This is a genomic window from Streptomyces sp. NPDC058326 (genome assembly GCF_042879855.1).
GTDB lineage: Bacteria > Actinomycetota > Actinomycetes > Streptomycetales > Streptomycetaceae > Streptomyces.
This window is the reverse complement of sequence record NZ_JBHVZO010000005.1, coordinates 13,921-38,397: the sequence shown is the minus strand read 5'-3', so window position 1 is coordinate 38,397 and position 24,477 is coordinate 13,921. Positions and strand designations below refer to the sequence as shown.

The following is a 24,477-nucleotide window of genomic DNA, read 5'->3' as shown; positions in this document are numbered from 1 at the left end:
GGGCGCCGCGGCCCGGCGGGTTCAGCCGGCGCTCGGCCCATGCCCCGCTCCAGGGCCGCCGGCCGCCTGCTCCTTCTCGAGCGCCGCACAGAGGTCACCGAGCACGGGGTGGGTGAGAACGAGCGTCAGGGTCAGCGGAAGCCCCCGTTCCTCGGCGAGCATCACCGTCTTCACGGCGAGCAGGGAGTCCCCGCCGAGCTGGAAGAAGTCGTCGTCGCGCGAGACGCGCGCCACGCCGAGCAGGTCGCTCCAGACCTCGGCCATGACGGACTCGACCCCCGTCGGGGGCTCGGCAGGCCGCTCCCCGTCAGCCGTCGCCGACACCTGGCCGAGCAGGACGAGGGCTTCCCGGTCGACCTTGCCGTGCAGACCCCGGGGCAGTGCCTCGTGCTCGACATGGCCGCTGGGCCGCATGTACTCCGGGAGGCGCTCCGCGAGGTGCGCGGCCAGGGACGCGCGCCTCGCCGGTTCGCCGAGCGGGCCGGCCGGGACGAGATGGGCGACCAGGCGCTCGGCGCCGGACTCCTCACGGACCAGGACCACACACGCGTCCCGCACGTCCGGGTGGCTGTTGACCGCCGCCTCCACCTCGCCCAGTTCCACCCGGTGGCCGCGGACCTTCACCTGGTCGTCGAAGCGGCCCAGGTACTCGATCAGGCCGTCGGCGCGCATCCGCCCGCGGTCTCCGGTCGCGTACATCCGCGCGCCCGGCTCATCGGCGTACGGATCGGGAAGGAAGCGCAGGCTTGTCGCGCCGGGCTGTCCGAGATAGCCGCGGGTGACAGCCACCCCGCCCGTGTAGATCTGCCCCTCGTCGCCCGGCCCGACCTGGCGGCCCCGCTCGTCGAGCAGGCGCAGCGTGACGCCGTCGAGCGCGGTACCGAGCGGGGGATTGGACTCGTCGTCGGGGATGGGTCCCATGGCGTGGGTACTGACACAGGTGGTGGCCTCCGAGGGGCCGTACCCGTTGATGAGCAGATGGTCCGCACCGCGTGCGGCGTGCCGGCCCGTGAAGGCGCGGGCCCGGTCCATGGACATGACGCTGCCGCCGACGATCAGGCGGCGCACACTGTCGAACGCCTCGGGACGGGCGTCCCACAGGACGTGGAACAGCGTGGTCGTGATGAGGGCGGTGCTGATCCGCTCCCGGATCAGCAGGTCGGGCAGCTCTTCGATGGCCTGGTACGAGGGAGCGGCGACGACGAGCCGGGCACCGGTGGCGAGGGCTCCCCAGACCTCGAAGGCGGCCACGTCGAAGGCGAGCGGGGCGAGTTGGAGGAAGGACTCGCCCGGCCCGAAGTCGACGTAGGTCTGCCGTGGGCCGACGAGGTTGACGGCTCCGCGGTGGGTCACGCCCACACCCTTGGGAGTGCCGGTGCTGCCGGAGGTGAAGACGATGTACGCCAGGTTGTCAGGGTGCACACGCGGTGCCGTGCGCGTGGCGAACTCCCGTGCGCCGTCGGCCGGTTCGTCCTCGACGAACAGGACGCTCACCGCGTCGTCGGCGAACGGGGCGGCCGGCCCGCCGGCGCTGCTCAGGACCAGCCGCACCGCGCACTGTTCGGCCATGAGACCCAGCCGGGACGCCGGGTAGTCCAGCGGCAGCGGCAGATACGCGGCTCCCGCCTCCACCACGGCCAGCATGCTGACCACGGCCTCGATGCCCCGGTCCAGGTGGATACCGACGATCTGCTCGGGGCCGGCGCCGAGCGAACGCAGCCAGGCGGCGCGCCGCTGGACCCGCCGTCGCAGCTGGGCGTAGGTGAGAGTCCGTCCCTCGGCGGTGAGGGCCGGCGCGTCGGGGTGGGCCTCGGCCACCGCCGCGAACCGTTCGTGCAGCACGGGGCTGTCTGTCGTCATGCGCTTCGCTCCACGTCGTCCGGGTGCCGCGGGTGCCGGGGGCGCGGGCCGTCACGGGGCACGAACCGCACCGGCAGACTGCTCAGCCCCCGCATGAAGGTCGAATAGACCGGAACGCCCTTCCCCGTGATCTCCCAGCCGTCGGCGTGGGTGATGAGCGCCCTGAGGAGTGCGGTCATCTCGATCCGCACCAGCCGGGCCCCCGGGCAGGTGTGCGGGCCGCGGAGGAAGGCGAGGTGGCGGTTGGGTGTGCGCCCCAGATCCAGTCGCCGCGGGTCGCCGAACTGCGTCTCGTCGTCGTTGGCCGCGCTGATCCAGGCCGTGACGATGTCTCCTTCGGCGATCCGTACGCCCCCGAGCTCGGTGTCGCGCGCCGCGGTGCGGCCCACGTGCATCGGCGCGGTCGTCCAGCGCAGCAGCTCCTCGACGGCCGTGTCCAGACCGACCTCGCCGCGTACGAGCCGCTGCCACTGCTCGGGGTGGTCGGCGAGGGCCTGGATGGTGCCGCTCATGGTGTAGCGGGTGGTCTCCTCGCCACCGAGGAGCAGGCTGTAGCAGTTGTAGAGGACTTCGTCCCCGGTGAGCGCGATCTCGCTGTCGGTCATCCGGACCAGCAGGCCGAGCAGGTCGTCGCCGGGCTCGCCACGGAGCGAACGGACCAGCCGCGCGAAGTACAGCAGGATCTGCTGGCGTGCCAGGCGGGTCGAGAGGTCGTCCGTGACGGGCGTCTCCGAGGCGAGGGTGTGACTGGCGTCCGCGTACAACGCCTCCCGGTCCTTCTCCGGCACCCCCAGCATGTCGCAGACGGCGGCCATCGGGATGGGCCGGGCGACGTCCCTCGCGAAGTCGACCTGGCCCTTGGCCACGGCGGTGCGCACCAGGTGGTCGATGCGGGAGACGATCCGTTCCCGGTAGGGGGCGAGCGCCTGCGCGGTGAACGCGCGCATCAGCTCGCGGTGGACGACGCGGTGCCGGGGACCGTCCGAGACGGCGAGCATCCCGCCTCCCGCCGGGTCGCCGCCGGCGAGGAGCGTCCCGAGCGTGTTGCCCCGGACGGAGGTGAAGCGCTCCGAGGAGACGCAGACCTCCTCGACCAGCTGGTGGGGGGTCACGACCCAGAAGCCCCGGCCGTCCGGTGTGGGGTGGTGCGCGACCGGGTGGTGGCGCCGCAGCCGCCGCCACAGCGGTCGCAGGTCCTGCTCCGCGTGCACCACCGGGTCGGTGAGGTCGGCCTGGGTGAACTCCGGTACGACGGTCACCGTCATCGTTCTTCCCGGGCGGGGGTGCCTTCGGCCATGGCGCGGCGGAGCGACAGCGGACGCATGTCCGTCCACAGGACATCGACCTGGGAGGCGCATTCCTGTGCGGTGCCCGTCGGGCCGGCCGCCCGCCAGCCGCGGGGCACGGGCCAGGAGGCCAGGACGGTGGCGTACTGGAGTTCGTCGTTGACCACGACCATGTACTGCTCCCCGTGGGCCACGCGGTCCCCCTCCTGGTCTGTTCGCAGAGCGGTCCCAGTGTGCTGGCGCGGCACATCAGCCTGCCATGGGACGGGAGTCCCAGTCGGCGGCTCTCGGCTCCAGGACACGGATCTTCCCGCCCGGTCCGCTGGGACCCTGGTCCTGCCTGCCGTGCGCGTCCTGTACGGAGAGCAGGCCCCTGCGCAGACCGATGACGAGGGCCTCGGTGCGGTCGGACACCTGGAGCTTGGCGAACAACGAGGTGATGTGGTTCTTCACCGTCTTCTCGGAGATCCGCAGAAGGGTGGCGATCTGGCGGTTCGTCCGCGCGCTGCCGATGAGGCGGAGGATGTCGTATTCACGCTCGGTCAGGTTGGCCGGGTGACGGTCCGGGTCGGGCCGCTCGCGGACGTGTGCGCGGGCGACGAGGTCCGACGTGGCCCGACTGAGTTTCGCCGCGTGGCCGACGGACCGTCTGGCCGCCTCGCTGACGGAACGGCTGTGCTCCTGCACCACCTCGATCAGGAGCGGGGGGATGGTTCCGTCGGTCGGGGCGCACAGCCACACCATCGCCGCACGGGCCAGGTCCTGCCGCTCGCGGGCCACGCCCGGGGCGCTGGCCGTTCCGGCGACGACCGCGGCCAGGCGGGGCCGGTCGAGACCGGCGAGGCGAAGCCAATCGTCGAAGTCCCGGGCAAATGCGCCATCGGATTTGTATGCCACCAAGAAGGCCCTCCAATGGTGTGTGGGGATTTCATTGACAGCTTGATCGTCGATGATGGAAACACATCCGGGAGAGGATTCGAGGGGGGCCGACCGATCTATTTCACATGGCGAGACGGATTCCGGAAGTGGAATGCCGCCAAGGTTGCAAACTTCGCCAAACCGGGCATAGGGGATGGCTCGGATGGGCGCCAAGTACCCGTCAGTACGGCATAGTTGACGGTCTCGCCATCCGAGATCGCGTAAAGCAGACCTTGATCATCGCCGTGATGCGTGATTGCCTGAACAGGGCATCCTGGGACCCGGATGCGACCATTCCATTTCTGTTTGTCACGGGGGAGCTCATGAGCCGTACCAAGAATGGGTCGGAGCACATCCGGCATCTGCACACTCTCGGCCCACAGGGCACCAATCTGGAAGCCGCGTCCCACGAATGGCTCCGCCGCCGCGACATCGAGGGAACGGTGCGACTGCACTCCTCGATCGAGTCCGCGCTCGACGCCGTTCCTGACGACGGCCGGCACGCACTGGTCGCGTGCGCGGTCTACCCCGCGCTGCACACACTGGTGTTCAGCAATCTGCACCGCCTGCACATGGTCGACAGTTTCATCATGCCGACGCACAACATGGTGCTCGCCACCAAGGGCGCGGCCCGGCCCGCCACGGTCGCCTCGCACCCGGCACCGACGAGGCTCATACCCGCCGGCACGGAGATCCGGGAAGTGCTGAGCAACTCCCAGGCGGCCATCGACTGCGCCGAGGGCCGTGTCGAGGGCTGCATCACCACCATCGTCGCGGCGAAGAACCACGGGCTGCGGGTGGTCCGGGACTTCGGCGCCGTACCCATGGTGTTCACCGTCCATCAGGTCCTCGCTGTCGGCATCGAGAACGCCCAGCTCATCGAGGCGGGAGCGGCGCTGTGACCGTGTCCGCCGCCACCGCGCCGGTCGCCGCCCGCCTGCTGGCCGACGCCGACGAACTGGCCGGATCCCTCATCCCGAAGGTCGACCGCTTCCGGGAGCGACAGGCGGACGACGGCACCGTCCCCGGAGCGACCGAGGAGGACCGCGTCCTGCTCGGCCGCATCCGCGACGAGGCGTGTGCCTGGTACGAGCGAGCGGGACGCGACGAGCAGGCGATCGCGCTGGCGGCCGACGTCGACGGCTGGCTCACGGCCGGCCTGGAGACGCGGCCGCACTTCGCGCGCTCGCGCGACGCCCTGCGCGTGCCCGAGGACGGCTCGGCCGTCTTCTTCCTCGCCCCGCTGCAGAGCACCAACAGCGCGCCCCCCGTGGGCAAGCGCCTCGACTGCTTCTTCGCCCTGCGCAAGGAGCCGGCCGCGCTGCCCGAGCTGGCCACGTCGTATCCGCATCCCAGGAACAACTGCCAGTCCCTGGTCCTGATCACCGGCAGCGCGGGTTTCCGGCAGGGCAACTGCCTGGTGTTCTTCCCGGAGAACGTGGCCGCTCACGACAAGATCACCGAGCAGCCCTACGCCATGTTCTTCTACAACAAGATGCGGAAGATCCACGAGACCTACGCCCTCACCGGAGCGGAAGCCGTCCTCACCCCGGAGTCCCTGCCCCGGGCGTCCACGGGCCTGAACGCGGACGTGTGCTTCGAGGCCCGCGCCATCTGGGGCTATCTCCACGACTCGATGCACTACCAGGGGCTCTGGCCGTTCGACGAGCACATCTCCCTGAAGATGAACTGGTTCGTCGGGCTGCTCGAGGAGATCAAGGTCGACGCCAAGACCGTTCTGGCCTGCGCGGACAGCGGGGTCGTACCGTTCGCCGCGGAGCAGATCGACATGATCCTTCTGGAGCGGATCTTCCGGTACCCGCAGGCGGACGACGCCACCCGCAACTTCGACTCGGGCACCGGGGTCTTCCTCTTCTCCTGGCTGCGTGAGCACGGCGCGCTGGCCGGTTCCCCGGCCGACGGCGGACTGCTTCATTTCGACCGGTCCAAGGCCATCGGCGCGCTGCGGGAGTTCGTCACCACGGTCGAGAAGCTGGAAGCGGAGGTCACGACCGACGACGAGTACCGCGCGGCGGCCAGGGAACTGGTGCGCCGGTACCTTCCCGCCCCCGATCCCGCGCCCGCCGGCACGCCGCGTCAGCGGTACGCCTTCACCGAGGACCAGCGGGTCCTGCTGCGGGCCAAGCAGGGGCTGGACCGGATGCCCGCCCTGGAGTTCGAGCGCGCCGAATGGTGAAAGACGCCTCACCACAAGGCGCCCACCGGGGCGGGCGCCTTGTGGTGCCCGCCCTCTCGGCGCTGATGGTCATGCTCCTCGCGGCCGGCTGGCTGCTCGCCGGGCATCTGGTGGACGGGGCTCCTCCGCTCGTGGTGGCCGCGGGGCGTACGGCGACCAGCTTCCTCGTCCTCACCGTCCTCGCCCTGCTGCACGCACGGTCGCGGGCCGAGGCCCGGGTCGCGGCCGGCCGCGGCGGGAGTGTCGCCCTGCTGGCATTCCTCGGCTTCTTCGCGTACTACGCCGGAACACTGCTCGGGACCGGCTACATCGGGGCCTCCCGGGTCGGCCTGATCGTCTCCCTGCTGCCCTGCCTCACTTTCGCGATCGGAGTCGTCGCGTTTCGTGAGCCCTCCTCGCGCCGCAAGGTCCTGGGCACCGTGCTGGCCGTGGCCGCGGCCTGCGGATACGCCCTGGCCGACGCCTCCCCGAGCGCCGGTGTCGACGGGGAAGCCCTGGTGAGCGGAGGCCTGCTGGCGCTCGTCGGCACCTTCGCCTACGCGGTGTACGGCTACGTCTACCGGCGGCGCATGGCGGATGTCTCACCGCTCGCCTCCCTGCCCGCCATCACCGGTGCGGGCACCGTCATGCTGGGGCTGACGGTCGCGCTGTTCGTCCCGCTCGGCGGCGTCTCCCCGGGCGACTGGGCCGGCATCGCCGCCCTCGGAGCGGTCCTCACCGCCCCCGTCTTCCTCATCTCGCACGAACTCATCCTGCGCAAAGGGCCGTTGTTCACCTCGGCCCTCGCGCTCGTCGTGCCGTTCCTGGTGCGACTGGGAGAGTGGGCCCTGGGGCGGGAAACCGCGCCCGGACCGCTCGTACTCCTGCTGCTCCTGCTGTGCGCGGGCGGCGTGTGGCTCACCGTCGGCGGTGCCCGCCCTGCCGGAGGCGCCGTGGCCGGGGCTGCGGGGGACAAGGAGCACACCGGGCGGGAAACCGGCGTTCACCTCAAGCAAGGAACATCGTGACGGCAAAGGACCTGGTGATGACGACGGACCCGGCGACGAGAGCGGACCTGGTGACGAGAGCGGACCCGGCCACGAGAGCGGACCTGGCGATGACATCGGACAGTCTCCACCCCAGACCGACTCTCGTACTGGTCTACCAGCGCCTCTCGCTCCCATGGGTCTTCGAGAGCGCGGAGCGGGCCGGAATCGACCTCGTACTGGTTCCCCGGCCCGACGAAGCGGTGACCGACGACCGGCTGCCGCCCGCCGTGGTGGAGGTACTGCGGCTCGACATCGAAGCCGACCGGGCCGGTGCACGGGAGGCCCTGCGGCGGCGGTACGAGAAGCGGGCCTTCCAGGGCATCGTCACCCTCTTCGACCCCGCCGTGCCGTTCGTCGCCGAGACCGCCGAACTGCTCGGCCTGCCCGGCATCGGCCGTGACGTGGCGCTCGGCGCGCAGGACAAGCGGGTCATGAGGGAGCGGCTGGCCGCGGCCGGCCTCAACGTGCCGGGTTTCGTCAGGCTGGACGACCCGGCCGGCTGGGAGGCGGCGGCGGGGCTGACCTTCCCCGTCGTGGTGAAGCCGGCACTCGGCTTCTCCAGCCTCGGCGTCACCAAGGCGGAGTCCTCGGAGAGCCTGAAGAGCGTCGTGGACGAGGTGTGGCGGACCAGCGCGAGCAAGCTCGGCCAGGTGGACGGCCTGGTGGTCGAGGAGTACATGGACGGCCCCGAGTTCGCCGTCGAGTCCCTCGCCCACGGTGGTGAGGTACGCGTCCTGACCATCGGCTACAAGGGCGACCCGCAGGGACCGCACTTCGAAGAGGGCGTCTACCGCGCGCCCGCCGCCCTGCCCGAGGCGGTCCAGGAGGACATCCGGCGCGAAGTGATCGCCGCGCACAAGGCCCTCGGCATCACCGACGGGCCGACCCACACGGAACTGCGACTGCGCGGCGGCGTGACGCCGTACCTGCTGGAGATGGGGGCCCGGATCGGGGGCTCCGGAGTGTCCCACTACATCGCCTCCGGGGTGACCGGCATCGACTTCGCGGCGCAGGCCCTGCGGATCGCCGCCGGGATCGCCTCGGAACCCCTGGGCTCCGGCCCGCCGCCGACGCCCGTCGCGGCCGCGGCCAACTACATCGTCCCCTGCGGCGGATCCGGGCGGATCACCGCGATCCACGGACTTGACGAACTGCGTGACGATCCCAGGGTCGATCACGTCGTGCAGATGCTCTTCCCCGGTGACATCGTGCGGCCGTACCCGGACTTCACCGGTTATCCGGCGTTCGTACTGTCCCGGCACGCGAGCACCGCCGAGACCGAGGAGTTCCACCGGTTCCTGGACGAGACCATTCGCATCGACTACGCCGACGACACCGACCACAGCCACGAGGGGCAGGCGTGACCACCACCGCGTTCGACGACCGTGACGGAGTGATCTGGCTGGACGGAGCGTTCGTGCCGTGGCGCGACGCCCGTCTGCACGTCCTGTCCCACGGGCTGCACTACGGCGGCGGCATCTTCGAGGGCATCCGCGTCTACGACGGCAGGGCCTTCAAGTCCGTCGAGCACTTCGAGCGTCTCCACGTCTCGGCACGGGAGCTGAACTTCCGCCTGCCCTTCGGCGCCACGGAGCTCGACGCCGCCATGCGGGAGGTCATCCGTCACCAGAACATCGTCGACGGGTACATCAGGCCCGTGGCCTGGCGGGGCAGCGAGCAGATCAGCGTGTCCGGGGCGGGGACGTCCGTCCACGTCGCGATCGCCGCGTGGGAATGGCCGCACGTGTTCTCCGGCGACGCGCGCAGCCGGGGCATCCGGCTGCGCACGTCCCGGTGGCGGCGCCCTTCGCCCGACACCGCGCCGGTACGGGCGAAGGCGGCGTCGCTCTACAACATCTGCACCCTCGCCCGCGACGAGGCGGAGGCGGCCGGATGCGACGACGCCCTGCTGCTGGACTTCCGCGGTTACCTGGCGGAGGCCACCGGGGCCAACCTCTTCCTGGTGATCGACGGAGCCCTGCACACGCCGACCGCGGACACCTTCCTCGACGGCATCACCCGGCAGACGGTCCTGTCCCTCGCCGAGGACCTGGGGATCACCGTCCACGAGCGGCACATCAAGCCCGAGGAACTGCGCGACGCGGACGAGCTCTTCCTCACCGGCACGGCCTACGAGGTGCAGCCGGTGCGCGCCGTGGACGAGCATTCCTACGAGGTCGGACACATCACTAAGCGACTGTCCGAGGCGTACGTCGAACTGACCCGTTCTGTCACGGTGCGCTAGCCGAGCCCCGCGAACAGAGCCCGCCTGTTTAATCGGTGGTGCCGTGCCCCGGAGCGGGGCTATGGTGTCGCATAACCGTTCCTGAGGGAACGGGGGTTGGTTCGTTGAGAAGAAGCAGGAGGTGAGGACATTGATGACTGTCACGGTGACGGGCACTGCCCGCATTCAGGAGTTCATCGTTTCCACCCCTGTGGCCTCCGGCTGACATCCACACCACTTCCGCGCGCAGAGCGCGCCGCCGGGGCCGCCCTTCGAAGGGTCTCCCTTGTTCAACGCTTCGTTCGACATGTCCTCCTCCGACACGTCGTCCACTTCTGATGCCCGGTCTCCGCTCACCCCGTACGGCTGGGACTCCGGCTGGGCCACCGCCTTCGCCCCCTACGCCGACCAGGGCCTCGTCCCGGGGCGGGTCATCCGCGTCGACCGCGGTCAGTGCGACGTCGCCACCGCCGAAGGGGTCGTCCGCGCCGATACGGCGTTCGTGACCCCGCACGACCCGCTCCGGGTCATCTGCACCGGCGACTGGGCCGCCGTCGACCCGGAGGGCGTCCGCGACCCCCGGTACGTACGGGCGTGTCTGCCGCGCCGTACGGCCTTCGCGCGCTCCACGTCCTCCAAGCGGTCCGAGGGGCAGATCCTCGCCGCCAACGTGGACCACGCCGTCATCACCGTCTCGCTCGCCGTCGAGCTCGACCTCGGCCGGATCGAACGCTTCCTCGCCCTGGCCTGGGAGTCCGGCGCCCAGCCGACCGTCGTCCTCAGCAAGGCCGACCTCGTGCCCGACCCGGTCGGTCTCTCGTACCTCGTCGAGGACGTCGAGACGGTCGCCCCCGGCGTCCAGGTGGTGCCCCTCAGCTCGGCCACCGGAGAAGGCCTCGACGTGCTCGCCGCGGTGGTCGCGGGCGGCACGACCGTGCTGCTCGGAGTCTCCGGCGCCGGGAAGTCGACCCTCGCCAACGCGCTCGTCGGCGAGGACGTCATGACCGTCCAGGCCGCCCGTGACATCGACGGCAAGGGCCGCCACACGACGACCACCCGGAATCTCTTCGTCCTGCCGGGCGGGGGAGTCCTCATCGACACCCCCGGGCTGCGCGGCGTCGGCCTCTGGGACGCCGAGGCCGGCGTCGGGCAGGTCTTCGCGGAGATCGAGGAGCTGGCCGAAGCCTGCCGCTTCCAGGACTGCGGCCACGAGTCGGAGCCGGGTTGCGCGGTCGCGGCCGCGATCGAGGACGGCTCGCTGCCGGTGCGCCGGCTCGAGAGCTACCGCAAGCTGCTCCGCGAGAACCAGCGGATCGTCGCCAAGACCGACGCCCGGCTGCGCACCGAGATGCTCAAGACCTGGAAGCGCCGCCACGCGGCGGGCCGGCAGGCCCTTGAGCTGAAGCGCGGGCACGGCGGCCGGTAGGGGCACGGCGCCCGGCGGGGGACGGGGCAGGACCGTCCCCCGCCGCAGCACCGTGTCCGAAAACCGCGAGCCCCATGCCCTCCGGGGACCCACACTGGGACTCATGAGGGACGACGACACCCGCTACGAGGCGGTCAGCAGCAGGGACGCGCGGTTCGACGGAGAGTTCTTCTTCGCCGTCCGCACCACTGGGATCTACTGCCGTCCCAGCTGCCCCGCCGTCACGCCCAAGCGGCAGAACGTGGCGTTCTTCCCGACGGCCGCCGCCGCCCAGGGCCACGGCTTCCGCGCCTGCCGCCGCTGCCGGCCGGACGCCGTGCCCGGCTCCGCCGAGTGGAACGTACGGGCGGACGTCGTCGGGCGCGCCATGCGGATGATCGGCGACGGGGTCGTCGACCGCGAGGGCGTGTCCGGCCTCGCCGGACGCCTCGGCTACAGCACTCGGCAGGTGCAGCGCCAGCTCACCGCCGAACTCGGCGCCGGGCCCGTCGCGCTCGCCCGCGCACAGCGGGCCCACACCGCGCGCCTGCTGCTCCAGACCACCGCGCTGCCCGTCACCGAGATCGCCTTCGCGGCCGGCTTCGCCAGCGTCCGCCAGTTCAACGAGACGATCCGCGCCGTCTACGCCCGCACCCCCACCGCCCTGCGCACCGAGGCCGGCAGCGGTGCCGGAGGCCGTACCGCGCTCGCCGCCGGGGTCCCGCTGCGGCTCGCCCACCGCGGGCCGTACGCGGCCGCGGAGGTCTTCGACCTGCTCGCCGCGGAGGCCGTGCCGCGTGTGGAGGAGGTCGTCGGCGCCCCCGGCGCCCGCACCTACCGGCGGACGCTCCGCCTCCCGTACGGCACCGGTGTCGTCTCCGTCGACGAACGCTCGGCCGGGCGCTGGCTCGACGCCCGCATCCACCTCACCGAACTGCGCGACCTGACCACCGCCGTGCACCGGCTGCGCCGCCTCTTCGACCTGGACGCCGATCCGTACGCGGTCGCCGAGCGCCTCGGGGCCGCCCCCGGGCTCGCCGCCGAGGTGGCCGCACGGCCGGGCGTGCGCTCGCCCGGCACGGCCGAGCCCGAGGAGTTCGCGCTGCGGACGGTTCTCGGCGCCGAGGAGTCGGCCCGGATCGTCGAGCGGTACGGCACCCCCCTGGCCACGGGCTGCGGCAGCCTCACCCATGTCTTCCCCGAATCGGCCGCCCTGACCGGTCACCCCGTCGCCGGCCCGCTGGCCCGGGCCCTCGCGGACGGAGCCGTACGCCTCGACCCGGGAGCCGACCGTGACGAGGCCGAGCGCGCCCTGCTCGCCGTCCCCGGCGTGACCGCGGAGGCCGCCGCCCTGATCCGCATGCGATCCCTCGGCGACCCGGACGTGCCCCCGACGGCCGGCCCTCCGGCGGAGGAGTGCCGCCCCTGGCGCTCGTACGCGGCGCGCTACCTCGGCTCGGCCCCCGCGGTCCCGGCTCGCTGAGCCTTCCGCGCCTCAGCCCCAGAGCACCGCGCCCGCCCACGCCCCCACGATCAGCAGGCAGGCGAAGAGCTCGACGAGCACGCTCGTGCCGGCCGCCCGCATCACCGTGCGCGTCGCCGCCCTCGCCTGGCCGTGGCCGCCGAGGCGGAGCCGCTCCGCGAGGTAGATCCCGCCGACGAAACCGGGGATCGCGCCGACCACCGGGACCAGGACGAAGCCCAGGAGCGCGCCCACCCCGGCGTACGTCACCATCCGCCGGGTGATGCCGACGCCCCGGAACCTGCGCGGGGGCAGCTGCCAGACGACCACCTGCGTGAGGAGCAGCAGACCGGTCGCGGAGGCGAGGAGGATCCAGGCGAGGTCCGTCCGCTCGTGGAGCGACCACCACAGCATCGCCGCCCACACCAGCCATGTCCCCGGTACGCCGGGGGCCAGCACCCCGAACAGACCGAGCAGCATCACCGTCGCGATCATCAGGAGCTGCCACACACCCACGCTGACCAGCGTCCCCCACATTCCGCGTCGGCGCAGGTCGCGGCGGGCATACGGGGGTGCGCGCCCGTACGGACACCGGTGCGGCGGCGCTCAGCGGCGCGCCACCCAGCCCTTCTCGTACGCGTGCCAGCCCAGCTGCAGCCGGGTCGTCACCCCGGTCAGCTCCATCAGGCCCTTCACCCGGCGCTGCACCGTGCGAAGCCCCAGGTCCAGCTGCTTGGCCACGCTGGCGTCCGTCATCCCCGCGAGCAGCAGCGACAGGATCTCCAGGTCCATGACGTCCGGACCCGGCGCCTCGTCCTCGGTGATGTGCGCGCTCGCGCCGAGCCGCAGCGGCAGCGCCTCCCGCCACACCGACTCGAAGAGGCCCATCAGCGATTCGAGCAGCCCGCTCGCGTGCACGACGATCGCCGCGGGCTCGGCGCCCCGGCCCGTCAGCGGCACCATGGCCAGATTGCCGTCGGCGATCACCAGCTTCGTGGGGACCCGGTCCGCGACCCGGATCCGCTCGTCACGACTGAGCGCCGCCGAGAGTTCGAGGAGCCCGGACGGGAGCGTGAGCACCTCGCGCTCGATCACCACCCGGTAGCGCACCCCCCGCCCGGCGGCCTGCTCCTCCGCGTCGTTCTCCAGGCCGGAGACCGCGATCGGCTTCCCCGTCACCAGGGCGCAGACCTCCTCCTGCGCACCCAGCTGGAGCTGAAGGAAGCGGTGGGTGACCGCGCTCGCGCCGGTCACCACCTCCACCAGGTCGTGCACGGCCGCCTCCGCCGCCTCCGCCCGGTACTCCTGGGCGAGCAGCGCCGCCGCCAGCTCCGCCTGCTCCAGCTCGTGGCGCTGCTGGGTCAGGAGCGCGCCGAGCGCCACGCCCGGCGGCGCCGCCACCCACCGCCCGGTCCGCGCCGAGGACTGGGCGGCGAGCCCCTGTGACTCGAGCCGGCGCAGCGCCCGCTCGGTGTCCTGTTCGGGCAGCGCGAGCCGGTGTGCGAGGTCGGTCACCTCGGCCGCCCCCAGTGCGACCAGCGCGCGGTACGCGGACTCCTGGCGCTCGTCGAGTCCTATCGCTCCCAGCATGGATGCCCCACCCCTCGCCGTACTTCCGGCGCAGGTCCCGGAGATCTTCCCAGGACGTTCACCGGAGGCATTCGTTCCGTTGGTGACCTGGCGGGAAACGGCCACGGCGTATTCCCGCCTTCCCCATCATCCCTGTACCGCCCTCACCTCTGCCAATGTGGCGCCACCGCAGCACCAACAGCCTCCGGAGACGGGTGTTCTGCGCCCAATTTCCGGAATCAGATGGGGAGAGCGATGCGCCCGATTTCGCGTACGGCCCTGGGGGCGGCGACCGCCGTCGTCCTGGCCGCCACCGCGGTCGCGCCGTCCATGGCGAATGAGCCGCAGGACGACACGGCCGGCAAGCGACCGCTGGTAGGCGGCGAGGCCTCGGCCCGCGCCGGGGACCGTCCGGCGACGGTGACCCTGGTCACCGGGGACCGCGTCGTCGTCACCCGCGACGCGGAGGGCAACCCCGCCGCCACGGCCCTGCCCCGCGAGGACGGCACCGTCCCCCTGGTCCAGACCCGCCGTTCCGGCCAGGACCTGTACGTCTATCCCGAGGACGCCACCGCCGCGCTCGCCGCCGGACGCGTCGACGAGGAACTCTTCAACGTCACCGGGCTCGTCCGCCAGGGCTACGACGACGCCGCCACCGGCACGCTGCCGCTCATCGCCGTCTACGGCACCGACCTCGCCCGCTCCGTCCCCGCCGCCCCGCGCGGCGCCCGGCGCGGCCAGGTCCTCAGGACCGTCGACGGCGTCGCGCTCACGGCGGAGAAGAAGCAGGCCGCCACCTTCTGGGCCGAACTGAACGCCCCCGCGGCCCGTTCCGCCTCCGGGATCAAGAAGCTCTGGCTCGACCGCAAGGTCCAGGCCACCCTGGAGCGCTCCACGAAGCAGGTCCACGCCCCCGAGGCCTGGGCCGCCGGATACGACGGCACGGGCACCAGGGTCGCCGTCCTCGACACCGGCGCCGACGCCGAGCACCCCGACCTCAAGGGCCGCGTCGTCGCCTCGGAGAACTTCACCGACTCCGACACCGCCGACGACCGCCAGGGCCACGGCACCCACACCCTGTCCACCGTCGGTGGCTCGGGCGCGGCGAGCGGCGGTGCCAACAAGGGCGTCGCCCCCGGCGCCGAGCTCCTCAACGGCAAGGTCCTCAACGACTTCGGCTCGGGAGCCGCCTCCTGGATCATCGCCGGCATGGAGTGGGCCGTCGCCCAGGGCGCCGACGTCGTCTCCATGAGCCTCGGCAGCCCCGTCCCCACCGACTGCACCGACCCGATGAGCGTCGCCGCCGAGGAACTCGCCCAGAACAAGGGCACGCTGTTCGTCATCGCCGCCGGCAACTCGGGCCCCACCCTCAACACCGTCTCCTCGCCCGGCTGCGCGCCCAGCGTGCTGACCGTCGGCGCCACCGACCGCGACGACTCCACCGCGTGGTTCTCCAGCCGCGGTCCGACGATCGTCAACCACACCCTCAAGCCCGAGATAGCCGCGCCCGGCGTCGCCATCTCCGCCGCCGCGGCCGGCGGCCGGGGCCTCTACGCCTACCAGTCCATGTCCGGCACGTCGATGGCCACCCCGCACGTCGCGGGCGCCGCCGCCATCGTCAGGCAGCGCCACCCCGACTGGACCGCCCAGCAGGTCAAGGCCGCGCTCGTCGCCTCCGCCGAGAGCTCCGTCCCCGGCGACGTCCGCGAGGTCGGCGGCGGCCGCCTCGACGTCAAGGCCGCGATCGACCAGACGGTCCTCGGCTCGCCCGCCGTCCAGGGCGGTACGTTCAACTGGCCCCAGGACCGGACCGACCGCACCACGGTCTCCGTCCCGTACACCAACACCTCCGACGCCCCGGTCACCCTGGACCTGGCCGTCGAGAAGGTCACCGGCAACGACGGCTCCCGCGTCCGGAGCGCGGTCGCCCGGCTCGGCGAGCGCACCGTCACCGTCCCGGCCGGCGCCACCGTCCGGGTCCCGCTGGCCATCGACCCCACGACCCGCCTCGAACGCGCCCAGTACGGCGACGTCACCGGCCGCGTCATCGCCACCGGCCCCGGCGGCGTCCACGTCTCCACCCCGTTCTCGCTGTACGTCGAGCCCGAGACCGTCACCCTCCGCGTCAAGCTGATCGACCGCCAGGGCGATCCGGCGTCCGGCGCCTCCTCCCTCGACGTCATCGGCACCGACGACGCCAGCGGCGAGCGCCGCTTCAACGAGGGCGCCGCCGACCAGGTCTACCGCCTGCGCCCCGGCAGCTACTTCCTCTCCTCCTTCGTCGTGACCCCCGACGCGGGTGAGGGCGCCACGCTGAACGACTCGCTGAGCTACCTCGGCCGCCCGCAGCTGGAGCTGAAGAAGGACACCACCGTCGTCCTGGACGCCCGCCGGGCCCACAGGCTCTCGGTGAAGACCGACAAGGCATCCGAACTCCGGGGCGCCACCCTCGCGTTCGCCCGCTCGTGGGACGACATCTGGGCGCACGCCGGCACCGCCGCCGGACCGCGCACCCTCCGCGGCTACTACGCCTCGGTCGAAGGCGCCGCCGACGAGGGCGACTTCGAGTTCGGCAGCTACTGGCGGGCCGCCGCCCCGCAGATCACCTCGCTCCGCACCACCGGCGGCCTGAACCTGCATCCGCTCACCGCCTCCCTCGGCTCCGACAACCTCGACGGCGCCGGCACCGCCCGGCTCGTCGACGCGGGCACTGGCACCCCGGAGGAGCTGAAGTCCGCCGGCGTCCAGGGCCGTATCGCCCTCGTCCGGCTGCCCGACGACTCCACCAACGCGGGCGCCCTCGCCCGCGACGCCAAGGCCGCCGGCGCGGTCGCCGTCGTCACCTACCACTCGGCCCCCGGCCGTTGGTACCCGGGCGGTTCCTTCACCGGTCTCGGCCTACCCGTCCTCTCCGTCCCGTCCACGGAGGCGACCGCGCTCCTGGGCGAGCTCGCGGCCGACGAGGTCACCCTCGCCTGGCAGGCCACCGCGAAGACCCCGTACCTCTACAACCTCGCGTTCCCCGAGACGGGAGCGGTGCGCGACGACAAGAACTACCGGGTCCGCGACGGGCGGCTCGGCCGCACCGACTCCACCTACGGCTCGGCCGGCATCACCACCGACTTCTCGGACTTCCCGGCCGCCCACCGGCCGAACGGCCTCTCCGTCTCCTTCGGCTCGCTCGAGACCGTCCCGGCGCCCGGCACCCGCACCGAGTACTACACCCCGGGCGACACCGCCTGGAGCCAGATGGTCAACAGCAGCTTCCCGTTCGGCGAGATCATGGTCGGCGCCCGTCACACGTACGCGCCCGGCGAGCAGCGCACCGAGCGCTGGTACGACGGCGTGATCGCCCCCACGGCCCCGCGTGACACCACCGGGAAGCCGGTCCTCGTCTCCGAGCGCCAGGGCAACCTCATCGGCTTCGCCAACGCGATGTGGGGAGACGGCACCCACCACGCCGAGCCCGGCTCCTTCGGTGACGTCGGCAACCTCCGCCTCCGGCGCGACGGAGAGCTCCTCGGCGAGAACGCCTGGCCGTTCGGCGCCTTCGAGGTACCGGCCGAATCCGGGACGTACGAGCTCGAACAGAACACCATGAAGATAGGCAGCAAGGTGTGGGCCCGCTCCACATCCGTCAACTCCGTGTGGAAATTCACCTCCAAGCTTGACGAGAGCGTCTATTCTCAGGGCATCCCCATTCTCTTCCCCCGGTACGACCTTCCGGAGGACGGACTCAAGACCCTCGCCGCGCACGACGGCCAGCACATCGGCCTCACCGCGACGGGTCACGCGGGCTACACCCCCGCGGCGCTCACCTCGGCCAAGCTCTCGTACTCCTACGACGGTGGTACGACCTGGACCGAAGCGCGGGTCTCTCAGCAGGGCGGTACGTGGGCCGCGACCGTGAACCACGCGGGCGCGTCCGGCAAGCCCGTCACCCTGAGGACCGAACTGACGGACGCCAACGGCAACTCCGTCACCCAGACCGTGGTCCGCGCCTACGACGTGCGCTGACCACGCCGGTCCGCCGGGCGTCCTTCCCGTGGGGGGTGGGGCCGCCCGGCGGACCACCCATTTGCAGCAACGGTTTTCCTGATGTCCCGTTTTCGGGCGCCGTGCGCGGTGGACAATAAGGGCATGACTCAGCAGGGGGACAGCAACTGGTGGGACAAGCTCTACGGCGAGTCGGCGCCGGACACGGCCCCGGCGGTCTCGGGTGACACGCTCGACGACCACTTCGCCGCGGCCACCCGCGCGACGACGGGCCCGCCGGCACCGACGGCCGACCCGCCGCCGGCTCCGGCCGCCGGCCCACCGGCACCCACGGCCGACCCGCCGGCGGCGCCGGTGACCGGCCCACCACCGCCACCGCGGCCGACGTCGCCGCCTCCACCGAGCCCGGCCACGGCGCCACGCCGGGCAACCCCGCCGTCCCCGGCCGCCCCGCCGTCCCCAGCCGCCCCGGAGTCCCCGGCCGCCCCGCAGTCCCCGGCCGCCCCGCCGTCCCCAGCTGTCCCGCCGTCCCCAGTCGCCGCGCCGCCCCCGGCTGTCGCGCCGCCCTCCGTCGGTGGGCCGCTCGCCCCTGCCGCTGGGCCGCCGCCCGGCCCCGCTGCCCCGCCGGTGCCACCGCCGCTCGCCCCCGCCGGGCCGCCGGGCGCACCGGCGCCGCCCGCCCCCGGCCCCGCCTCCGCGCCGCGATCCGTGCCGCTCGTGGCGGACCGGGCGCCCTGGGAGGCGCCCCCGGAGGGACCCAGGACCTTTCCCGCTCCGCCGCCCCCGGTCGCCCCGCCCGCGGAGGCGGCCACCGCGCGGGTGCCGGCGTCCCCGGAGCCCGACCCGCCAGGGCCGCAGTCCGAGGACCGGTCGGGTGACGGGCCCGGGCTCACCGTCGAGGTCTCCGTGCCCCGGCCCCGTACCGGATTCGTCGGCAGCCGCCCGCCCACCTACGAGCCCGAGCCGACCGCCCTGCCCGTCGCCCGGCCCGGAGAGCTCGGCGAACTCGTCTCCGACACCGTCCTCGACGGCGCCCGCTACGGCACCTGCACCGTACGGGCCGCCTCGGTACGGGGTGACTCCGCCCGCTACCGCGGCGAACCCCGCCGCGACGCCCTGCTCACCGCCCGCTTCGGCCACGACGAGACCGCGCTCGTCCTCGTCGCCGTCGCCGCCGGGTCCCGCGCCGCGGAGGACGCCCACCTCGCCGCCGCCGACGCCTGCCGGTGGATCGCCGAGGCCGTCTGCCGCAGCCACGCCCGGCTCTCCGAGGACATCAGGTCCGGCCGCCGGGGCGACCTCAAGTCAGGACTGCACCGGCTCACCGACCGTACCTACGGCAAGCTCAGGGCCCGCGCGGCCGAACGGGGCCTCGCCCCCGACGAGTACACCGCCACCCTCCGCTGTCTGCTCGTCCCCGCCGACCCCGGCTGCCGTACCCGGGTCTTCTTCGGCATCGGCGGCGGCGGTCTGTTCCGGCTCCGCGACGGCGCATGGCAGGACATCGAACCGCTCCTGCCCGAACCGGCCGCCGTCACCGGTGCCCCCGTCGTCGGCTTCGGCTCGCCGCCCCCGGAGGCCGTCACCTCCGAGACCGAGGAGGGCGACCGGCTCACCATGGACCTCGGCATCACCACCGCGTCCGCCCCGCTCGTTGAGGATCCCGTGCCGCCGCCCGCCGAGCCGTTCCGCTTCCGTGCGTCCGTCGCCCGCCCCGGTGACACCCTGCTCCTCGCCTCGCCCGGCCTCGCGGAGCCGATGCGCGGCGAACCCGCGCTCGCCCGCGAACTCGCCGCCCGCTGGACCGACGCCGAGCCGCCCGGCCTCGCCGAGTTCCTCGCGGACACCCAGCTACGGGTGACCGGTTACGCCGACGACCGTACGGGGGTGGGCGTCTGGGAGGCCTAATCCACCGGGCGCGAGCCGCCGGGCCGTGTGTTGATGGAGCCATGGCCAAACAGAACGTGGCGGAACAGTTCGTCGACATCCTCGTCCGCGCGGGCGTCCGGCGCCTGTACGGCGTCGTCGGTGACAGCCTCAACCCGGTCGTCGACGCGATCCGCCGTACCCCCGCGATCGACTGGATCCAGGTGCGGCACGAGGAGGTCGCGGCCTTCGCCGCGGGCGCCGAGGCCCAGATCACCGGCGGCCTCGCCGCCTGCGCGGGCTCCTGCGGGCCGGGCAACCTGCACCTCATCAACGGGCTCTACGACGCCCACCGCTCGATGGCCCCCGTCCTGGCCCTCGCCTCGCAGATCCCGTCCAGCGAGATCGGCCTCGGCTACTTCCAGGAGACCCACCCCGACCAGCTGTTCCGCGAGTGCAGTCACTACAGCGAACTCATCTCCAACCCGCAGCAGATGCCCCGGCTGCTCCACACGGCGATCCAGCACGCCGTCGGCCGCCGGGGCGTCAGCGTGGTCTCGCTGCCCGGCGACATCGCCTCCCAGCCGGCCCCGGACAAGGCGGCCGGCACCGCCCTCGTCACCACCCGGCCGACCGTCCGTCCGGGGGACGCCGAGATCGACGCGCTGGTACGGATGATCGACGAGGCCGGCCGGGTGACGCTCTTCTGCGGCAGCGGCACCGCCGGGGCGCACGCCGAGGTGATGCAGTTCGCCGAACGGCTCAAGGCGCCGGTCGGCCACGCCCTGCGCGGCAAGGAATGGATCCAGTACGACAACCCGTACGACGTCGGCATGAGCGGCCTCCTCGGCTACGGCGCCGCCTACGAGGCCACCCACGAGTGCGATCTGCTGATCCTGCTCGGCACCGACTTCCCGTACAACGCCTTCCTGCCCGACGACGTGAAGATCGTCCAGGTGGACGTCAGGGCCGAGCACCTCGGCCGCCGCTCCCGGCTCGACCTCGCCGTCTGGGGAGACGTCCGCGAGACCCTCCGCTGTGTCACCCCGCGCGTCCGGGCCAAGAAGGACCGCCGCTTCCTCGACAAGATGCTCAAGAAGCACGCCGACGCCCTCGAAGGCGTCGTCAAGGCGTACACCCGCAAGGTCGAGAAGCACGTCCCCATCCACCCCGAGTACGTGGCCTCCGTGATCGACGAACTGGCCGACGGAGACGCCGTGTTCACGGTCGACACGGGAATGTGCAACGTCTGGGCGGCCCGCTACCTCAGCCCCAACGGGCGACGCAGGATCATCGGCTCGTTCAGCCACGGCTCGATGGCGAACGCCCTGCCCCAGGCCATCGGCGCCCAGTTCACCGACCGCGACCGCCAGGTCGTGTCGCTCTCCGGCGACGGCGGATTCTCCATGCTGATGGGCGACTTCCTCACCCTCGTGCAGTACGACCTGCCGGTGAAGGTGATCGTCTTCAACAACTCCTCGCTCGGCATGGTCGAACTGGAGATGCTGGTCGCCGGACTCCCTTCGTTCGGAACGACGAACAAGAACCCGGACTTCGCGGCGATCGCCCGCGCCGCCGGCGCCTACGGAGTCCGGGTCGAGAAGCCCAAGCAGCTGACGAACGCCCTCAAGGACGCCTTCAAGCACAAGGGCCCGGCGCTCGTCGATGTCGTCACCGACCCCAACGCGCTCTCCATCCCCCCGAAGATCAGCGCCGACATGGTGACCGGCTTCGCCCTCTCCGCCAGCAAGATCGTCCTCGACGGGGGCGTCGGCCGGATGCTGCAGATGGCGCGCTCCAACCTGCGCAACGTGCCCCGACCCTGAGGGAATGCGGGCGTCTTGGCGGGGCATGCATCCCCGTGAGCCTGTTCGACGCGACCTGTGGGTGGGGGGACATGTCCGGGGAGTCACGACAGCCGACTCAACTGCTCAGAAAGGTGGGATGCGCGGATCTCACCGCGGTGCCGGAGGTGCGACACGCCTTGCGAGCACTGCTGCGGAGGTGGGGCGGGCCGGGCGCCTCCGACGTGGCGGAACTGCTCACCAGCGAACTGGTGACCAACGCCCTGGTCCACACCGAGCACGGAGCCGTCGTCACCGCGACGGTCGTTCCCGAGCAGCTGAGGGTCGAGGTCCGTGACTTCGTCCCCGGACTCGCCCCACCGCACGTACCGCCCGCCGACGACGGTACGCACGGCAGGGGGCTCGTCCTCGTCGAGGCCCTCGCCGACTCCTGGGGGGTCGAGGAGCACGGGGCCGGCAAGGTGGTGTGGTTCGAACTGAACGGCGGGGCCGCCTGAGAGGCGGCCCCGCCGGTGTGCGGTGGACGGTGGTGCTCAGCCGAACTGCTGCTCCAGGTCCTTGAGCTTGCGCTCCAGGGAGTCGAGACGGGGCAGCGTCTGGGTGTCGTCCTCCGCGGTGAGGTCCACCGTCCGGGAGTCACTGCCCCTGACGGCTTGGAGGGAGGGCCGGGGTCGAAGCGGCAGTTGTCCCGGGTCCGCTATGGCGGGTTCCGCGACGGCGGCCTGGACGGACGCCGAGGCGGAACCGGAACCCTGGCCGCCGCTGCCGGCTCCCGGCCCCGGGCCGGGGCCCGTACCGGCAGCGGGCGCGGCGTTGAGCGCGGCCATCTCGACCTGCCGCCCGCCGCCCCTGCCGAAGGCGCGGTGTTGACGGTTGATCGCCTTGAGCCGCGCCCGGTCGAGCTTCACCTGGTCGCGCCGGCGGATGCGGTTCTGCTCCTTCTCCCGCCGGTCCTCGCGGACCTCGTCGACGGCCTCGTCCAGGGTCCGTACGCCCTCCAGAAGCATCAGCGACCAGGCGGCGAAGGTCTCCCGGGGCGCCCTCAGCCACCGGACGATCCGGATCTGCGGCAGCGGACGGGGCACCAGGCCCTGCTCGCGCAGCGCGGCCCTCCGGGTCTGCTTGAGGGCCCGGTCGAAGAGGACCGCCGCCGAGAGGGACATGCCCGCGAAGAACTGCGGGGCTCCGTCGTGGCCCAGGCCGCGTGGTGCGTGCACCCAGTTGAACCAGGCGGCCGCGCCCGCGAAGAGCCAGACGAGCAGGCGCGAGCCGAGGGCCGCGTCGCCGTGGCTGGCCTCGCGGACCGCGAGCACCGAGCAGAACATGGCGGCGCCGTCGAGGCCGAAGGGGACGAGGTACTCCCAGCCGCCGGAGAGGTTGAGGTTCTGCCGGCCGAAGCCGACGAGTCCGTGGAAGGAGAGCGCCGCGGCGACCGCGGCACAACAGAAGAGGAGGACGTAGGAAGCGGTGCCGTACACGGCTTCCTTCCGTCTGCGGCGCTCCTCGCTGCGTTCCCAGGAGTCCTCGGCCGCGGCCTGGTCACCGGCGCGCTTCCCGCGCGCGAGCACCGCCACCGCCGTCAGGACTCCGGCCACCATCACGCCGCCCGGAAGCAGCCAGTCCAGCGATATGTCGGTCAGTCTCATGCGGTGTCCCTTGCATCGCAGTAGGGCGTTTGGCGGCCCATACTGGCCGACCCCGCGGGGTGCTCAAGGGGTTTCCGGGCAAGAGCACGCCATCGGGGCGCCAGGGCATACGAATAGGTGCGATCTGGTCGAACACCCGTGCAAGGGGAGGGGTTTGAGTTCGATGGACGTCACCCGTCAGGGTGGCGTAATCACCCGGGGAGCCTCAGGCGGTCGCGGCGAGGCGCCGGGCCCGGTCGGCATCGCAGGTGCGCGGGCAGGTGAGGCAGGTGTCGTCGGGCCGCAGCGTGTAGAAGAAGCAGCAGGTCGCCCGGTCGCGCGTGGCGCGCGGAGCCCCGTCCGGCCCCTCGGAGCCGGTCAGCTCGCGGAAGCCGGCGGAGCCCGCGTACGGCTTGTACGGCTTGGCCGTGCCCGGCATCAGGAGTTCGAGCTCGTCCATCGCCCGCCGCTCCTCGCCGAGCAGCGTCCCGACGTACCAGAGGCCTTCGACGATCTCGTCCGTGGCCATCCCCCACAGGGCCCGGCGGCCGCGCCGCATCCGGGGCCCGAAGCCGTCGAGGATCGCCTCGAAGTGCTCGGCGAGCGAGGCGCGCACCTCGGCCCGCAGTGCGTCCTCGTCGGCGACGACCCGGGCGCCGGGCAGGGTGGCGGCGGGGTCGCCCGGCAGGCAGGCGAACTCCTCCACCCGGACCGCCAGCCGGCCGAGCGCCCGCTGGAACGACACGTTGCCCGCGGGCAGCCGGGGGACCCTGCGGTCCACGAACCACGGGACGGTGACGAGGAGACAGGCGGGCCAGGCGTACCGGTGCAGTCCGAAGCTGGCGACGACGTCGGGGCGGGCCTGCGTGCCGTAGTCGCGCAGCACTTGCGCGTTGTCCCAGGCGAGGAAGGCGTCGAGGTCGGGGCCGCCGGCCGCGAGGTCCTCCGCGCCGACCCAGCCGGCGCCGCGCGGCAGTCGCTCACCCGGGGCGGGTTCCTCTATCCGCAGATGGGGGAAGACCTCGGCGAGGCGCGCGTAGGCGGCCGCGACGGGCGAGGCCGGAGGAGCGGGCACCAGGGCGGGGACGGTCATGCGGACCACCGAATCGCGAGCGTTGGCAGGTTAGCCTTACCTTACCCGATTCGGAGTCGCCTCTCACCACCGGCCCGGGCGCCCCCACCAGCGAGGCAGCCCTCACGCCCTGATGTCGGTCCGTTCGCCTATGGTGCACAGAG

The 24,477-nt window shown here is 72.5% G+C and carries 18 protein-coding genes and 1 pseudogene; 11 read left to right on the top strand and 8 right to left on the bottom strand.

Going from position 1 to position 24,477, the window contains the following annotated elements:
* Positions 1 to 21: 21 nt before the first annotated feature.
* Genes ACFVYX_RS11720 through ACFVYX_RS11705 form a run of 4 tightly spaced genes read right to left on the bottom strand, consistent with a single transcriptional unit; the run spans position 22 to position 4,043 of the window.
* Entirely contained in the window at positions 22 to 1,860 is a 1,839-nt protein-coding gene (locus ACFVYX_RS11720; protein WP_389681158.1) for an amino acid adenylation domain-containing protein, read from the bottom strand.
* Positions 1,857 to 3,125, bottom strand: a complete 1,269-nt coding sequence (locus ACFVYX_RS11715; RefSeq protein WP_389681157.1) for a cytochrome P450 — start codon at positions 3,123 to 3,125, stop codon at positions 1,857 to 1,859. Before ACFVYX_RS11715 ends, ACFVYX_RS11720 begins: the two co-directional genes overlap by 4 nt.
* On the bottom strand, positions 3,122 to 3,340 hold the full coding sequence (locus ACFVYX_RS11710; RefSeq protein WP_389681156.1) for an MbtH family NRPS accessory protein: 219 nt from the start codon (positions 3,338 to 3,340) through the stop codon (positions 3,122 to 3,124). The genes ACFVYX_RS11715 and ACFVYX_RS11710 overlap by 4 nt, the downstream gene beginning before the upstream one ends.
* 55 nt (positions 3,341 to 3,395) lie before the next feature.
* A complete protein-coding gene (locus ACFVYX_RS11705; protein WP_389681155.1) occupies positions 3,396 to 4,043 on the bottom strand; it encodes a LuxR C-terminal-related transcriptional regulator in 648 nt (215 codons plus the stop codon).
* Between the two features lie 344 nt (positions 4,044 to 4,387).
* Between ACFVYX_RS11705 and ACFVYX_RS11700 the strand changes: the two genes are divergently transcribed.
* The 7 genes and pseudogenes from ACFVYX_RS11700 to ACFVYX_RS11670 form a co-directional block, all read left to right on the top strand.
* Complete coding sequence (locus tag ACFVYX_RS11700; RefSeq protein ID WP_389681154.1) at positions 4,388 to 4,966, top strand: bacilysin biosynthesis protein BacA; 579 nt, start codon at positions 4,388 to 4,390, stop codon at positions 4,964 to 4,966.
* The gene (locus ACFVYX_RS11695; protein WP_389681153.1) at positions 4,963 to 6,261 is read left to right on the top strand and encodes a DUF6421 family protein; all 1,299 of its coding nucleotides are present in this window, start codon (positions 4,963 to 4,965) and stop codon (positions 6,259 to 6,261) included. Before ACFVYX_RS11700 ends, ACFVYX_RS11695 begins: the two co-directional genes overlap by 4 nt.
* A gap of 44 nt (positions 6,262 to 6,305) precedes the next feature.
* Positions 6,306 to 7,268 (top strand): DMT family transporter, encoded by a 963-nt coding sequence (locus tag ACFVYX_RS11690; protein WP_389681152.1) that lies wholly within the window; start codon positions 6,306 to 6,308, stop codon positions 7,266 to 7,268.
* On the top strand, positions 7,265 to 8,653 hold the full coding sequence (locus ACFVYX_RS11685; protein WP_389681151.1) for an ATP-grasp domain-containing protein: 1,389 nt from the start codon (positions 7,265 to 7,267) through the stop codon (positions 8,651 to 8,653). The genes ACFVYX_RS11690 and ACFVYX_RS11685 overlap by 4 nt, the downstream gene beginning before the upstream one ends.
* Positions 8,650 to 9,534 carry a branched-chain amino acid aminotransferase gene (locus ACFVYX_RS11680; RefSeq protein WP_389681150.1) on the top strand — a complete coding sequence of 295 codons (885 nt, stop codon included), beginning with the start codon at positions 8,650 to 8,652 and terminating at the stop codon, positions 9,532 to 9,534. Before ACFVYX_RS11685 ends, ACFVYX_RS11680 begins: the two co-directional genes overlap by 4 nt.
* Before the next feature lie 286 nt (positions 9,535 to 9,820).
* Positions 9,821 to 10,939: a ribosome small subunit-dependent GTPase A gene (gene rsgA, locus ACFVYX_RS11675; protein WP_389681535.1), complete on the top strand. Its 1,119-nt coding sequence runs from the start codon at positions 9,821 to 9,823 to the stop codon at positions 10,937 to 10,939.
* A gap of 103 nt (positions 10,940 to 11,042) precedes the next feature.
* Positions 11,043 to 12,392, top strand: a pseudogene (locus tag ACFVYX_RS11670) (DNA-3-methyladenine glycosylase 2 family protein); the annotation flags it as partial.
* Positions 12,393 to 12,413: 21 nt separating this feature from the next.
* Here the strand turns inward: ACFVYX_RS11670 and ACFVYX_RS11665 are convergent.
* Together ACFVYX_RS11665 and ACFVYX_RS11660 are read right to left on the bottom strand one after the other, a co-directional pair.
* Positions 12,414 to 12,896, bottom strand: coding sequence for a DUF456 domain-containing protein (locus ACFVYX_RS11665; protein ID WP_389681149.1), 483 nt, complete (start codon positions 12,894 to 12,896; stop codon positions 12,414 to 12,416).
* A gap of 90 nt (positions 12,897 to 12,986) precedes the next feature.
* A complete protein-coding gene (locus ACFVYX_RS11660; protein ID WP_389681148.1) occupies positions 12,987 to 13,970 on the bottom strand; it encodes a helix-turn-helix domain-containing protein in 984 nt (327 codons plus the stop codon).
* Positions 13,971 to 14,204: 234 nt separating this feature from the next.
* On the opposite strand from ACFVYX_RS11660, the gene ACFVYX_RS11655 reads away from it, so the two are divergent.
* The 4 genes from ACFVYX_RS11655 (at position 14,205) to ACFVYX_RS11640 (ending at position 22,113) form a co-directional block, all read left to right on the top strand.
* Entirely contained in the window at positions 14,205 to 17,966 is a 3,762-nt protein-coding gene (locus ACFVYX_RS11655; RefSeq protein WP_389681147.1) for a S8 family serine peptidase, read from the top strand.
* Positions 17,967 to 18,089: 123 nt separating this feature from the next.
* Positions 18,090 to 19,853: a protein phosphatase 2C domain-containing protein gene (locus ACFVYX_RS11650; RefSeq protein WP_389681146.1), complete on the top strand. Its 1,764-nt coding sequence runs from the start codon at positions 18,090 to 18,092 to the stop codon at positions 19,851 to 19,853.
* 41 nt (positions 19,854 to 19,894) lie between these two features.
* Positions 19,895 to 21,637 carry a pyruvate dehydrogenase gene (locus tag ACFVYX_RS11645; RefSeq protein WP_389681145.1) on the top strand — a complete coding sequence of 581 codons (1,743 nt, stop codon included), beginning with the start codon at positions 19,895 to 19,897 and terminating at the stop codon, positions 21,635 to 21,637.
* Between the two features lie 71 nt (positions 21,638 to 21,708).
* Positions 21,709 to 22,113, top strand: a complete 405-nt coding sequence (locus tag ACFVYX_RS11640; RefSeq protein ID WP_389681144.1) for an ATP-binding protein — start codon at positions 21,709 to 21,711, stop codon at positions 22,111 to 22,113.
* Positions 22,114 to 22,149: 36 nt separating this feature from the next.
* On the opposite strand, the gene ACFVYX_RS11635 is transcribed toward ACFVYX_RS11640, so the two are convergent.
* Together ACFVYX_RS11635 and ACFVYX_RS11630 are read right to left on the bottom strand one after the other, a co-directional pair.
* Complete coding sequence (locus tag ACFVYX_RS11635) at positions 22,150 to 23,262, bottom strand: DUF2637 domain-containing protein (RefSeq protein ID WP_389681143.1); 1,113 nt, start codon at positions 23,260 to 23,262, stop codon at positions 22,150 to 22,152.
* Positions 23,263 to 23,467: 205 nt separating this feature from the next.
* Complete coding sequence (locus ACFVYX_RS11630; RefSeq protein WP_389681142.1) at positions 23,468 to 24,334, bottom strand: (2Fe-2S)-binding protein; 867 nt, start codon at positions 24,332 to 24,334, stop codon at positions 23,468 to 23,470.
* Positions 24,335 to 24,477 lie beyond the last annotated feature (143 nt).

Bases quoted from the DNA above. Each gene is read 5' to 3' on its own strand.
- ACFVYX_RS11715 (WP_389681157.1), bottom strand. From the start codon at position 3,125: ATGACGGTGACCGTCGTACCGGAGTTCACCCAGGCCGACCTCACCGAC.
- ACFVYX_RS11635 (WP_389681143.1), bottom strand. From the start codon at position 23,262: ATGAGACTGACCGACATATCGCTGGACTGGCTGCTTCCGGGCGGCGTG.
- ACFVYX_RS11700 (WP_389681154.1), top strand. From the start codon at position 4,388: ATGAGCCGTACCAAGAATGGGTCGGAGCACATCCGGCATCTGCACACT.
- ACFVYX_RS11630 (WP_389681142.1), bottom strand. From the start codon at position 24,334: ATGACCGTCCCCGCCCTGGTGCCCGCTCCTCCGGCCTCGCCCGTCGCG.
- ACFVYX_RS11660 (WP_389681148.1), bottom strand. From the start codon at position 13,970: ATGCTGGGAGCGATAGGACTCGACGAGCGCCAGGAGTCCGCGTACCGC.
- ACFVYX_RS11655 (WP_389681147.1), top strand. From the start codon at position 14,205: ATGCGCCCGATTTCGCGTACGGCCCTGGGGGCGGCGACCGCCGTCGTC.
- ACFVYX_RS11650 (WP_389681146.1), top strand. From the start codon at position 18,090: ATGACTCAGCAGGGGGACAGCAACTGGTGGGACAAGCTCTACGGCGAG.
- rsgA (WP_389681535.1), top strand. From the start codon at position 9,821: ATGTCCTCCTCCGACACGTCGTCCACTTCTGATGCCCGGTCTCCGCTC.
- ACFVYX_RS11645 (WP_389681145.1), top strand. From the start codon at position 19,895: ATGGCCAAACAGAACGTGGCGGAACAGTTCGTCGACATCCTCGTCCGC.
- ACFVYX_RS11640 (WP_389681144.1), top strand. From the start codon at position 21,709: ATGTCCGGGGAGTCACGACAGCCGACTCAACTGCTCAGAAAGGTGGGA.
- ACFVYX_RS11720 (WP_389681158.1), bottom strand. From the start codon at position 1,860: ATGACGACAGACAGCCCCGTGCTGCACGAACGGTTCGCGGCGGTGGCC.